Genomic DNA, 12705 nt, shown 5'->3' with positions numbered 1-12705 from the left:
ACCGCTGGCACCGAGTGTTCAGCCGACGAACGCCACCGCCCCAGGGCGTCTGGAACAGGCTAGGGTGCACCCGCAGGGCCCGGCGGGCGCCCTCCGGACGGAGGAAAAGCGCCAGGGCTCCATCCGCGCCGCACACCGGCGCCTTATCGCGCCGGACACCGGCGCCTATCGCAGAGGCCGCACGTGAACGGTCGCACCAACGAACACCGCATCGCCCTTTTTCTCGACTTCGAGAACCTCGTCACCAACACCGGCATCAGCGCCTCCAACTTCGACCTCCAGCCCTCGCTCGACCGGCTGCTGGAGAAGGGGAAGGTCGTCTTCCGCCGCGCCTACTGTGACTGGTCCCGCTTCAACGAAGCGAAGATGGGCCTCCACCGCTTCGGCGTGGAGCTCATCGACGTGCCCCCCTCCACGCGCGCGGGGAAGAACGGCGCGGACATGCGCCTGGTCATCGACTCCCTGGAGCTGTGCTACGCGCGGGAGAGCATCGACACCTTCGTCATCGCCTCCGGCGACAGCGACTTCTGTCCGCTCGCCTACAAGCTGCGTGAGAACGGCCGCACCGTCATCGGGCTGGCGGTGAAGGAGTCCACCTCTCCCCTCTTCGTCAACGCGTGCGACGAGTTCATCTACCTGCGCACCACGCGTCAGCGCTCGGAGAAGGGCGACAAGGACAAGGGTCGCCACGTCACCGAGGAAGTGGGGCACGGCAAGCGGGGCCGCCATGGCCGCGACGCGCCGGGCAAGGCCGGCAAGGCCGAGGCGAAGGAGGCCGCACCGTCGGGTGGCAAGCGCGACTCCAAGACGGAGGTTCCGGAGATTGCCCGCGAGGTGGTGCAGAACCTGATTGCCCGCGCCACCGGCCCGGTCAATCCCTCGCTCATCAAGGAGACCATCGTCCGCAAGGAGCCGGACTTCGACGAGCGCGAGCACGGCTTCCCCACGTTCGCCAAGCTGCTCGCCGCGCTGGAGACGGAAGGCGTACTGCGCCGCATCCAGCAGGGCCGCCAGTGGTACGTCGTGGGCCCGGATGCGGACCTCGCGGGTGGCAGCGAGGCCAAGTCCGAGGGCAAGGGCAAGAAGCAGGGCCGGGGCCGCAACACCGAAGAGTCTGAAGACGAGCTCGAGTCCTACCCGGACCCCGAAGAGGACGACGGGCTGTAGTCGTCAGTCGTCGCGGCTTGGCTCCCGCTTTCGCCTCCCCTGAGTCAGACCTCGGGGAGGCGAGAGCCCGTGGTGAGCGCTCAGAGCGCATCCCGGTAGAACACACGGGCGGACGATGTCTGGGGTTGTCCAGGCGTCGTCGTCTACCGCGTGTTGAAACACGGCGTGTCGCTGCTCCGGAAGCGCCTGGAGCAAATGCAGACCCAGACTGGGTCTTCCCCACCCTCACGCGGGATTGATTGATTTCAGTCGAGCAGGAGTTCTTCACGGGCATGAAGAATTCTGAGACATCGCGCTGAATGTCACAGAAGTGAGTTGTGACATGTATCGCCACGGGCGCCCTTCGAATGTAACGGGGGGCGCTACACTGTTTTCAAGTCTTGCCTGAAAGACATCGAGGACGCAGTTGGCACGTCCACTGCTCTGTGCGGGGCAGCCGGTTCTTCATCCCCCACCGGCCTCACCGCAGAGCAGGAGTCCAAATGTCACAGGGTCATTTCCGCCGCCGCCTCACCCAGGCGCTGGTGCTGATGGGAGCCTTGAGCGCTCCCACCGCCCTCGCCGCCACGCAGAACACGAGCGACGCGCGCAACCACGATGCCCGCATCTCCCACAACCTCGGCCTGAAGAAGGGCGTGAGCGCGCTGCAGCAGGACAAGGTGGCGGCGCTGCGCCGCAGCGTGCCGGAGCTCCGCGTTGAGCACGACGCCACCACGGGCCTGGTCCGTTCCATCGTCAACCCGGTGGGCGCGCTGTCCGGCCGCAGCAGCGGTGACGCCCTCGCCGTGGGCCTCTCCTTCGTCCAGGCGCAGCGGGAGCTGCTCGGCCTGGAGCTGACGGACCTGGCGAACCTGGAGGTCACCGACCGCGTCTACTCGCGGCAGAGCGGTGTCACCCACCTGTACCTGCGCCAGACGCACCAGGGCCTGCCGCTCTACAACGGCCAGCTCCAAATCAACGTGGACAGCGAAGGCCGCGTGCTCAGCGTGCACAGCGACTTCCTGCCCTCGCTGGCCCGCGCCGTCACCAGCACCCAGCCCCGCCTGGGCGCCGCCGCCGCCGTCTCCGGGGCCGCGCGCCACCTGGGCCTGAAGTCGCTCACCGCCCCCCGCGAGTTGGAGAAGGAGGCCGGCCCCCGCCAGCGCACCCGCGTGGAGCAGTCCGGCATCTCCTCCGCGCCCATCGACGCGCAGCTCGCGCTGCTCCCCGTCAACCAGGGCGACGCCCGGCTGGTGTGGAACTTCCAGGTCCACACGCCGGACCAGGAGCACGTCTATGACATGACGGTGGACGCGACGACGGGCGAGGTGTGGACGCGCTTCGACTGGGTCGCCTCGGATGCCTACTCCGTCTACATGCGCCCGGTGGAGAGCCCCAACCACGGCCTGCGGGTGAGCGTGCTCAACCCCGCCAACGCGACGGCCTCCCCCTTCGGCTGGCATGACACGGACGGCATCACCGGCCCCGAGTTCACCATCCACCGCGGCAACAACGTCCACGCCTACGATGACGCGGACGCCAACAACCTGCCGCCCCTCACGGAGCCTGACTGCGGCCCGTCCATCATCTGCAGCTTCCCGCTGAACCTGGCCAACGCCCCCGGCACGTACATCCCGGCGGCCGTCACCAACCTGTTCTACTGGAACAACATCATCCACGACATCCAGTACCAGTACGGCTTCGACGAGGCCGGCGGCAACTTCCAGGTCAACAACTACGGCAACGGCGGCCTGGGCAACGACGACGTGCGCGCCGAGGCGCAGGACGGCACCAGCACCAACAACGCCAACTTCCTCACGCCGCCGGACGGCCAGCGTCCGCGCATGCAGATGTACCGGTGGACCACCACCGTGCCCAACCGCGACGGTGACTTGGACAGCGGCATCATCGTCCACGAGGCCGGCCACGGCATCTCCAACCGCCTGGTCGGCGGCCCCAGCAACGTCTCCTGCCTCAACAACAACCAGGCGCCGGGCGAGGGCATCAGCGACTTCCTGTCGCTCGTCTACACCGCGCGCGCCACGGACACCGGCCCCCAGGGCCGGGGCATGGGCACGTACGCGCTGGGCCAGCCGACGACGGGCCTGGGCATCCGCGCGCAGCGCTACAGCACCAGCCAGTTGGTGAACAACTGGACGTACGCCAGCATCAACGGCATGGCCGTTCCCCACGGCGTGGGCTCCGTGTTCGCCCAGGCGGCGTGGGAGGCGTACTGGGCGCTGGTGGACCGCTGGGGGTTCAGCACCAACCTCTACAACGCCACGGGCACCGCCGGTAACCAGCGCATGATGCTGTACTTCACGGAGGGCCTGAAGAACACGCCCTGCAGCCCGACGTTCACCCAGGTGCGTGACGGCATCATCGCCGCGGCGACGACGCTGCACAGCGGTGAGGACGTCTGCCGGCTGTGGACGGCGTTCGCCGCCTTCGGCCTGGGCACCGACGCGGTGTCCGGCACCTCCAACAGCACCTCGCCCACCAACGGCTTCGCGGTGCCCACCGCCTGCCGCACGGACGTGTGGGGCAAGGACAAGCCGTGGGACACCGGCAACGAGCCGGACGCGGCCACCGCGGGCAACGGCATGTGGGAGAGCGAGGACATCTGGGTCCGCAACTCGCCCACCCCCGGCCCGCACGAGAACCCGGAGTTCGGCCAGACGAACTACGTGCACGTGAAGGTTCGCAACCGCAGCGCGGTGGACGCGCACAACGTCGTCGTGAAGCTGTACGGCACCAACGCGGCCACCAGCACCTCGTGGCCGGCGGGCTGGACGGAGATTGGCCAGACGACGCTGGTGTACCTGGCCGGCGGCGCGGATGACGAAATCGTCGTGCAGTGGAACCCGCCCTTCCAGGGCCACTACTGCCTGCTGGCGCGGCTCGTCACCCCGGCGGACCCGATGACGACGGTGGAGATTGGCAACCCGGACTACAACACCCGCCAGAACAACAACATCATCTGGCGCAACACCAACGTGGTGAACATGGTGCCGTTCGGCTTCTCCAACGCCACCTTCATCCTGCGCAACACGCTGCGCGAGGGACGCATGTTCAACGTGCGCTTCCGCGAGCTGACGTCGGACGCGCAGCGCCCGTTCACCTCGCGCGGCACCATCCTCGTGGACCTGGGCCAGGAGCTGACGGCGCTGTGGCAGGCCGCCGGCGGCAAGGCCGAGGGCATCGAGCGCGTGGGCGAGACGCAGTTCCGCGTCGCCGACCCGACCCGCGCGATGTTCCAGATTCCCCTGCAGCCGCTGCAGGAGTTCAACGTCGGCCTGGAGTTCAAGGACGACCAGTTCACCGGCAAGCAGACGGAGGCCTTCCAGCAGTACAACTTCGCGGCCGTGCTGGAGGACCCGTCCGCCGATGGGAAGACCCGCGATATCGGCGGCGTGACGTACTACCTGCGCGTGGCGAAGCAGTAAGCCGCTCGCCAGTCGCCTGAAATGAATGAGGCCGGGTGGAGCCGCTGGGGCCACCCGGCCTCTTCATGTCCGCTGGCCGCAGTCACGGCCAGCGGGTTCGTCGGCCCCCCAGCTCGGAGGGCTCGGAGGCGGCTCGCTCAGGACGCCGCGCGGGGCGTGGTCGCCTCGCACAGGTGCTCCAGGAACTCCGGCAGCAGCGCGGAGGAGATGACCCACAGCTTGCCCTCGCCCAGGTCGGCCAGGGCGGCGCGCTCGACGTACTCCACGCAGGTGGACTCCACGTAGTGGACGAAGACGCGGCGACCGCGCGGCCGGTACCACTCCGCCGCGTGCGCCAGCAGCGCCAGCATGGCCCGCTGCGCCTCCGGCAGCGCGTCATCCACCAGCGGGAACAGGCGCACGCCGTCCAGCACGTTGAAGAGGTTGAGGCCCGGCTGCGCCGACTCCAGCACCGCCAGCGCCACCGCGCGGCCGTCGACGCGGGCCACGCGCAGTTCGCGCTCACGGCCCAGGCCCGCCTCGCCCCACTTCGTCCTCGCGCGCGACAGGTCGAAGCGCTCCTCCACCAAATCGAGCGCCTCGCGGTAGGCGACAGGGCGGGTGCGCTCCACTTCCTGGAAGAAGCGCGCGCGCTCGGCCTCGGTGGGCACCCCGACTTCGACGTCCTCGGGCACCTCCCACTGGCGGTCCACCTCCGCCTCCATCAGCCGGAAGGGCGTGAGGGACGCCTGGCCGGTGTGCTCGTACCAGCTGGCGAAGTCGAACTTGGTGAAGCGCACCCAGCGCACGTTCGCCTCGCAGAAGGCGATGAACCACTTCACGTCCGGGTCCACCTGCGTGGGCTCGTAGCCGCGCAGGTAGATGTCGCGCAGCGCCTCGCGCGCCGAGGAGCGCTGACCGGGCACGGCCTGACGCGCCAGCTGGTGCGCCATCCACGTGCCCTCGTACGGCTTCACCACGGACAGCGTGGCCTCCAGCGAGTCACCCGACGGGCGCACCACCCGGTAGCCCAGCCGCGTGCGGCCCTCCAGTCGCTCCTGCGTGGCGTCGAACCAGGGGCGCTCGTCCGTGAAGTCATCCGCCGACTTGCCCGGCAGACCGAAGTAGCCGGAGCCCTGGAAGAGCTTCCACGTCGCGTCGCCCCAGTCGCCCTCCACGCGGGTGGACGGGTGCATCTGCGCCTCCACCAGCGCGCGCCACGCCCGGGCACCCTCCGCGTCCAGCGGACGCACGGACATGCCGCACCGACGCCCCGCCGCCGTGCCGGAGATGTTGCGCACCTCCGCGCGCAGCCGCACCGGCGCCAGTCCCTCCATGGCGACCTCGAGCACCGGCTGACGCAGGCCCGGGTACAGGAGGTCCTCGCCCGGCTCGGTCATGAAGGCCAGGCCCTCGTAGGACAAGTCCAGCACGGGCCGCTTCACGTGCACCTGCGGCCACATGGGGTGGTTGAAGGACAGCGTGCACGCGCTGCTCGGCGGCGCGCGACGCAGCCAGCGGTGGCGGTAGCGCACCAGCTCGGAGGGCACCGGTATCACCACCCAGCCGTCCTCCTCGCGCGCCTCCGTCACCTCCAGGTGCACCACGCTGCTGTAGCCGAAGGCCTCCACCACGAAGGGGCCGCGAGGCATGGGCCCGTCGAAGCGCCAGCCCATGCGGTCCTGGAGCGCGTCGAAGGAGACCGCCGTCACGGCGACCTTCTGGCCATCCAGCGTGCGCGCCATGCCGCGCGCCTGACGACCCGCGAGCGCCTCACAGATGCGCGCGACGCGCTCCTTGCGGTCGATGCGCTCCTTCCAGACGGGCCGCGTCTCCGGCGGCAGCAACAGGCCGTTGTCGCGCAGCGCCTCCAGCACCGTGACGATGCGACGGCCCGCGTCCAGCGGCGGCGACACGAAGCGGAGGCTGACCTCCGGCTTTCCGCCGCGCACCTCCATGACCTCCGCGTCCAGCGACGTCGCCCAGCGCTCGCCCTGGCCCAGCACCACCGAGGCGGCCTGTCCCGGACGCGGCATCGCGTTCGAATCCAGGCTCAGCGTCAGGTGCTCCAGCGAGAGCTGAATCAGCCGGCCCGCCGTGTCGCTGTTCCCGTGGCCGAACGAAGCCACCGCGGTCAGCTCCGTCCCCACCCGGTAGCCGAGCACCGACTCCCGGCCGCGCGTCCCGTCCCGTGTGTCCGCCTGCATGCCAGCTCCGTTGTGTGAATGGAGACGATTGTACGACGTCGGGCGAAAGGAAGCAGTCCCCCGGTATGCGTACCACCAGGGTGAACCGGGGTTCATATAGCCTGGGCACTCTCAAGAGTCTGGAAACTTGTTCTCAAGTACAGGCGTGGCGGAACCACATCCAACGCGCGACACCCCTGGGACTCAAGGGCACCGCGGCTCGATGAACCATGACAGACCGTCTGAACCGGCGTCGGGTCTGCTTCCACCCACGACATAAATCCGTCCGTCGACACCTCCCACCAGGGCATGTCCGCGTCGGGGTGTCGACAGAGAGGCGGCGGGAGTGAAGCGCTCCGAGGCCGGGTCGAACCATGCGGCAGCCGCCCCTTCCCTGTCCTCGACGTACACCCAACCGTTGACTGCTCGAACCGCGCGCGGCGCGCCGCGAGGTACGTCCATGGAAGTGAGCTCCCGCACCCGGACCACCCCGGCATTCCGCTCCAGGAGGAATGCGCGCGAGGACGGGACGATGCCGGCTTCTCGTCCGCCGAGAATCAGCGCCCGTCCCGACTTCAGCTCCACCACCGCGGGCGAGGTCAGTGAGGTGGGCAGGAGCGGCCCCGCGCCGAGCAGCCCCGGTGGCGCCACGACGTCCGTCCGCTCGGAGGAAGGGACGCTCGCGCAGCTCCCCGCGAGCACGAAGGCGTCTCCCAGCACCGCGCCTCCAGCGGGACATCTCAAGGACAGCCGGCCCAGCAGCTCCCAGGAGCCCGCGTCCTCACCGCGAAGCGTCATGCGGAGCGCGGTGTCCGTCGCGGGTCGGGTGACGCCCATGGAGATGGTTCCTCCGGCGATCACCCCCTCCGCTTCAAGCCGACCCGCGAGCGAGCCACGCAGGCCCAGCGGTGGAGTGAAGGGAATGCGAGTGGTACCGCCGTCGGCGTCGAGCCACTCGCCGCTCGACTCGAATGCGTCTTCCTCGCGCACGCCGCCGAGCACCACCACCTGACCATCTTCCAGCACCAGCGCGGAGGCCTCGGCGCGGGGGACGGTGAGGTCGCTCTCCAGGAAGCGGCCGTTGGCGGGGAAGAAGATCTCCACGGTGGAGACGGGTTTGCCCGAGTCATCGCGGCCGCCCACCATCACCAGCGCTCCGGCAAGGGGGCCGGTGGAGGGCGCGACGACCAGAGGGTCCGAGCGACGCGCGAAGCCTGGGCGCTCGGAGATGACGCCGGTGATTCCACCGGGACAGGCGCAGACGCTGTTCGCACAGACTAGCCCACCGGGCTGACAACTGGCGCCGACGCAGTCGGGGTCCGCGCAGTCGCCGAGCCCGTCACCGTCGTCGTCCACGCCGTTGTCGCAGGACTCCACGGGAGGGCCCGCGTCCGGCTGCTCGGGGATGGCGCGCAGGGTGAGGGAAAGCCTGGCGCCGGAGCCCGCGCTGAGAGCGGCTTCACCGGAGGCGGTGGATTGGATGACGCCGGCGCGCTCGGCGGTGGCACGCACGGAGACGCGGGTGCCCTCTGGTGTGGCGGGGCCGGACTCGAAGTTGAAGGTGGCGGGGAGGCGGAGCTCCGCGCCCTCCAGCGTGGACGCGGCGAGCGGGGTGCCGTCGGGGAGGGAGGCGATGACGGACAGGCGGTCGAAGTCCACGCCGGGCGTCAGCGGCCCATCTACCACTACGTGGACACCACCAGGCGTCTTCTCGCACGCGAGCAGCGTCGACAGCAGAGCGAGCGTCAGGACTCGAAACGCGGCACGCATGGGACGCACTGTAGTGCAGCCCGGCGCGCGAGCGAGGGCCCCCTCGCGAGAAGCGTGTCGCCCATGCAGGGAACGAGGGAGCGTGCGCGCCTTCCCCGGCTCGCCGTGATGGAACACCGGCGCGCGGCGGGTTAGTGGAGGGATTCCTTCCCGTTCCGAGGCCCCATGCCCCTGTCCACCCTCTGCCTGCGCTGCGGCATGTGCTGCGACGGAACCCTCTTCACCCACGTCTCGCTCCAGCCCGAGGAAGCCCAGGCCCTGGAGCGGCGCGGCGTGCCCGTCGACCGGCGCGAGGACGGCGTGCCCGCGCTCGCGCAGCACTGCTCCGCGCTGGATGGGCGCACGTGCACCGTCTACTCGGACCGCCCCGCGAGCTGCCGCCGTTACCACTGTCAGCTCTTCGCCGCGCTGTCGGAGAAGGAAGTCACGCTCGACGAGGCGCTCGGCATCGTGGACCAGGCCCACGCATGGGTGGACGCCATCGCCCGCGAGCTGCCTCCCCCGACTCCGGGCGAGCCTCGCGCGGTGATGCAGCGCGCCCGCCGCGCCGCGAAGGCCCATCCCGAACAACCCCTGTCCTCCAAGGCCCAGGACGCCTACGCGAGCGCCGAGTACTACCTCGACAAACACTTCCGGGGACGCTTCGGCCGACGCGGCTGACGTCCGTGGGAATCCAGGTACCTCACGGGTCCGCGTGGATACGATGCGACCTCCGTCCGCTTCCGCGCCCCCACGAGGTCTCCTTCCATGAAGACGCAGCTCCCCGCTCTCGCCGTGACGACCTTCGCGCTGCTGGGCGCTCCGCTGGCCCTGGCCGGTGACGAGCTCCCCACGCAGTCCGCCTCCGCCGACCTGAACGGCGACGGCAAGCCGGAGGCCATCGCGGTGAAGTGGAAGGACGGTGACGCGGAGTTCGTCCTCACCGCCGGCCCCGCCACGCTGCGAGGCAAGACGGACTCGGAGGTCCACGGCCTCTCCATCATCGACATCGACAGCGCGGACAAGCGCAAGGAGGTCGCCGTGCACATGGGCATGACGGACAGCGACCGGCTCACCCTCGTCTATGCCTTCGATGGAAAGAGCCTGAAGGAGCTGGGCCGCGTCCACGCCCTCACCGAGGTGAAGGGCAACGGCATCATCCTCTCCGACACCTGGGAGACATTCTGGAACCGGCGCGACAAGTTCGCCCTGGATGCCAAGGCCGGCAAGCTCGGCCCGGTGCCACAAGAACTGTTCTACGTGGGCCAGGAAGCCACCGTGCGCGAGAGCTTCCCAGTCACATACTCCCGCACCGACAAGAAGCCCGTCGCCACCCTCGCCGCGGCCTCGAAGATTCTCGTGCTCGCCGCCGCGCCCGTCCCCGTGCAGGGCGGACGCTTCATGTCCTACGTCTACCTGGTGAAGTCCTCCACCGGGCTGCTCGGCTGGGTGAGCCAGGACACGCTGCTGGCCAAGACAGAGGGCCTCACCGTCGCCGGGTAGTCGCGCCTATTCGACGAGGGCCAGCTCCACCCGGCCCAGCTGCTCGTCCGTGGAGGCCACCTTCACCTTCACCGGCATGCCCACGGTGAAGGTCCGCTCCTTGCCCACGAGCGACAGCTCGCGCGCATCCGGACGGAAGGGGCCTCCTCCCGGCAGTCCCTCCGCCGGCAACATCCCCTCCACCAGCATGCCGTCCAGCTGCGCCACCAGGCCGAAGGGCCGCACCCGGACGATGCGCGCGGAGAACTGCTTGCCCACGTGGCCCGCCAGCCACCGCGCCTCCAGCACGTGGTGCCGGTCCGCCTCGGCGCGACTCGCGGCGCGGGCTCGCGCGTTGATATGCACCGCCAGCGTCTCCATCGCCGGGTCCTCGTCCAGGTAGTCGCGGCGTCCCTGCAGGTAGCCCTTCAACGTGCGGTGCACCGCCAGGTCCGCGTACCGGCGGATGGGCGACGTGAAGTGCAGGTACAGCGGCGCCGCGAGTCCGAAGTGCGGCCCCGGCTTCACCGTGTAGCGCGACGGGCCCAGCGAGCGCCGCAACACCGAGCGCAGCGCGGGCTCCGCCGCCGCGCCCACGATTTGCCGGTCGAACGCCGACAGCGCCAGCGGCGTCAATTCGCGCCCGAAGCCCGCCGCGAAGCCCGAGTGCTCCGCGAAGGCATTCAGGTCCGCCACGCGCAGCGGGTCCGGCTGCTCGTGCACGCGGAACACGCCCGGCAGGCCGCGCACCAACATCCACGTGGCGATGGCCTCGTTCGCCGCCACCATGAAGCGCTCAATCATCCCGTGCGCGGACGTGGGCTGCTCGCTCACCAGGCCGGAGACTTCGCCCGTCGCCGCGTCGAAGGTGAACCGCGCTTCATCTCGCGCGAACTCCATGCCGCCGCGAGCGCCACGCGCCACCGCCAGTCGGGCCGCCGCCAGCCGGAACCACGGCATGACGTCCCGCACCGGCTCCATCGGCGCGGACACCTCGCCCTTGTCCAGGAAGGCCGCGACTTCGTCGTAGTTCAGCCGCGCCCAGGAGCGGATGACGCTCTCGTACACGTCCGCCGCCGTCACCCGTCCCTGCGGGTCGATGCGCAGCTCCACCGTGAGGCAGCGGCGCTCCTTGCCCGGCACCAGGCTCAGCCAGTCCGAGGACAGCGCCTCCGGCAGCATGGGAAGCACGCGCCCCGCCATGTACACACTGGTGGCGCGCTCACGCGCCTGCGCATCCAGCGCGGTGCCTTCCTTCACGAACTCGCTCACGTCGGCGATGGATACCAAGAGCCGCAGCGCTCCATCCGGCCCCGCGAGCAGCACGGAAATCGCGTCGTCGATGTCTCGCGTGGACGGCGCATCCACCGTCACCGTCGGCACCTCGCGCAAGTCCCGCCGCGCGCCCACCTCGTGCGGCACCTCGCGGGCGACTCGCGCGTCCTCCAGCGCCTCAGGGGAGAAGTCCTTGTTCAGCGCATGCCGGGCGATGATGCGCTCCAGCGAGCGGTCCTCCCCGGGCTCCACCTTGTAGAGCAGCGTGAGCTTGCCCTCGTGGATGCTCGCCACCACGGCGTCACCGTGCTGGACACGCGTGGTGCCCGGGTCGAGCGCCCAGTCCGCGTTGCCCACCTCGCGGTCGATGCGCAGGAAGAACGCTCCCTTGCGGGCGACGACTTCGCCGTAGACGCGGGTGCGGGGTCGCTCCACCAGCGTCAGCCCGCTGGCCGTCCAGCGCCCGTCCGAGCCCGCCGTCACGGTGCCGGTGACGATGTCGCCAGCCAGCAGCGGGTTGAGGTCCGGGGGAGGAATGAAGGCGGACAGCACCTCTTGGGTGCCGGGAGCCTGCACGGTGAGGAAGCCGAAGCCCCGGGGGTGGACGTCGATACGACCGGTGACAGCGCGGGGAGAAACAGAAGTGTCCATGGAATCTTGGGAACCTTGGGAGCGCGTCTTAGCCCAGGTCCACCGAGGGACGGGCAGGAGGGACGCGCGGAATGTGAAGTGAAAGGGGGCAGTCCCGGGGCCGACTCGAGTGAGTGGCCTGTGCTCGCCAGGGACCGCGTGAAGTCAGCGAACGCCCCGCTGGACGAAGCGCGCGAGGGGCTCCTGACGCCCCGGCCCGCATCCACGGCGTCACAGGTACACCTCCGTCACACATGCGTCACGCGAGACTCTCTTCACGGAGGGTGCGTCCCGAGACGAGCGCGGAGTAGGGTGGCCCTTTTTCCCGACGGGCACCGAATGAAGACCGAGCTTGGAGTCCACCTGGGCATGTCCGCGCGCACGGCCCGAAGGAGTCTGGGACTGACCCAGGCCGCCGTCGCCGAGCGGCTCGGCGTGGCCCGCGAGGTGTATGCCCGCCTGGAGCGCGGCCACATGCTCCCGAGCATCCACACCCTGCGGGGCCTGTGCACCGTGCTCCGCGTGCCCCCCCACGCGCTGCTCGCGCTGGACGCCACCATCGAGACGCCCCCCGGCCGCAAGCGCCCGCCCCAGCCCACCCGCGCCGAGCCCCCCGCCCTCGTCGACCTCCGCAAGAACCTCCGCGGCCTCTCCAGCGCGGACTTGCGCCTCCTCAATGCCCTCGCCGTCACCCTCCCCGCGGCTCCCGCACGGCGACGCACTTCTCCCGAGGACTGAGAATGTGAATTCACGGCAAAGTCAGAGATGTCGATATTCGTGGACTTTTCTTCGACCCTGACTTTCGCGTCCGT

The 12705-nt window shown here is 69.8% G+C and carries 8 protein-coding genes; 5 read left to right on the top strand and 3 right to left on the bottom strand.

The window, feature by feature from the left end; translation table 11 throughout:
- Window positions 1–183: 183 nt before the first annotated feature.
- Together LZ199_RS23920 and LZ199_RS23915 are read left to right on the top strand one after the other, a co-directional pair.
- Window positions 184–1167 carry an NYN domain-containing protein gene (locus tag LZ199_RS23920; RefSeq protein WP_253996051.1) on the top strand — a complete coding sequence of 328 codons (984 nt, stop codon included), beginning with the start codon at window positions 184–186 and terminating at the stop codon, window positions 1165–1167.
- A 482-nt stretch (window positions 1168–1649) separates the two neighbouring features.
- The gene (locus tag LZ199_RS23915) at window positions 1650–4592 is read left to right on the top strand and encodes a M36 family metallopeptidase (protein WP_253996050.1); all 2943 of its coding nucleotides are present in this window, start codon (window positions 1650–1652) and stop codon (window positions 4590–4592) included.
- A gap of 137 nt (window positions 4593–4729) precedes the next feature.
- On the opposite strand, the gene LZ199_RS23910 is transcribed toward LZ199_RS23915, so the two are convergent.
- On the bottom strand, window positions 4730–6778 hold the full coding sequence (locus tag LZ199_RS23910; protein WP_253996049.1) for a PilZ domain-containing protein: 2049 nt from the start codon (window positions 6776–6778) through the stop codon (window positions 4730–4732).
- A gap of 183 nt (window positions 6779–6961) precedes the next feature.
- Entirely contained in the window at window positions 6962–8527 is a 1566-nt protein-coding gene (locus tag LZ199_RS23905) for a Kelch repeat-containing protein (RefSeq protein ID WP_253996048.1), read from the bottom strand.
- Between the two features lie 165 nt (window positions 8528–8692).
- Between LZ199_RS23905 and LZ199_RS23900 the strand changes: the two genes are divergently transcribed.
- Together LZ199_RS23900 and LZ199_RS23895 are read left to right on the top strand one after the other, a co-directional pair.
- The gene (locus tag LZ199_RS23900; RefSeq protein ID WP_253996047.1) at window positions 8693–9187 is read left to right on the top strand and encodes a YkgJ family cysteine cluster protein; all 495 of its coding nucleotides are present in this window, start codon (window positions 8693–8695) and stop codon (window positions 9185–9187) included.
- 87 nt (window positions 9188–9274) lie between these two features.
- The gene (locus LZ199_RS23895; protein ID WP_253996046.1) at window positions 9275–10009 is read left to right on the top strand and encodes a hypothetical protein; all 735 of its coding nucleotides are present in this window, start codon (window positions 9275–9277) and stop codon (window positions 10007–10009) included.
- A gap of 6 nt (window positions 10010–10015) precedes the next feature.
- Here LZ199_RS23895 and LZ199_RS23890 read toward each other — a convergent pair whose 3' ends face one another.
- Window positions 10016–11914, bottom strand: coding sequence for a ribonuclease R family protein (locus tag LZ199_RS23890; RefSeq protein ID WP_253996045.1), 1899 nt, complete (start codon window positions 11912–11914; stop codon window positions 10016–10018).
- A gap of 318 nt (window positions 11915–12232) precedes the next feature.
- On the opposite strand from LZ199_RS23890, the gene LZ199_RS23885 reads away from it, so the two are divergent.
- Window positions 12233–12631, top strand: a complete 399-nt coding sequence (locus tag LZ199_RS23885; RefSeq protein WP_253996044.1) for a helix-turn-helix transcriptional regulator — start codon at window positions 12233–12235, stop codon at window positions 12629–12631.
- The last annotated feature ends 74 nt before the right edge of the window (window positions 12632–12705 follow it).

This window comes from Myxococcus qinghaiensis, from assembly GCF_024198215.1.
GTDB lineage: Bacteria > Myxococcota > Myxococcia > Myxococcales > Myxococcaceae > Myxococcus > Myxococcus qinghaiensis.
The sequence above is the reverse complement of the archived record's forward strand: the minus strand, read 5'-3'. Positions and strand labels throughout refer to the sequence as shown.

Bases quoted from the DNA above. Each gene is read 5' to 3' on its own strand.
- LZ199_RS23915 (WP_253996050.1), top strand. From the start codon at position 1,650: ATGTCACAGGGTCATTTCCGCCGCCGCCTCACCCAGGCGCTGGTGCTG.
- LZ199_RS23910 (WP_253996049.1), bottom strand. From the start codon at position 6,778: ATGCAGGCGGACACACGGGACGGGACGCGCGGCCGGGAGTCGGTGCTC.
- LZ199_RS23905 (WP_253996048.1), bottom strand. From the start codon at position 8,527: ATGCGTGCCGCGTTTCGAGTCCTGACGCTCGCTCTGCTGTCGACGCTG.
- LZ199_RS23900 (WP_253996047.1), top strand. From the start codon at position 8,693: ATGCCCCTGTCCACCCTCTGCCTGCGCTGCGGCATGTGCTGCGACGGA.
- LZ199_RS23895 (WP_253996046.1), top strand. From the start codon at position 9,275: ATGAAGACGCAGCTCCCCGCTCTCGCCGTGACGACCTTCGCGCTGCTG.
- LZ199_RS23890 (WP_253996045.1), bottom strand. From the start codon at position 11,914: ATGGACACTTCTGTTTCTCCCCGCGCTGTCACCGGTCGTATCGACGTC.
- LZ199_RS23885 (WP_253996044.1), top strand. From the start codon at position 12,233: ATGAAGACCGAGCTTGGAGTCCACCTGGGCATGTCCGCGCGCACGGCC.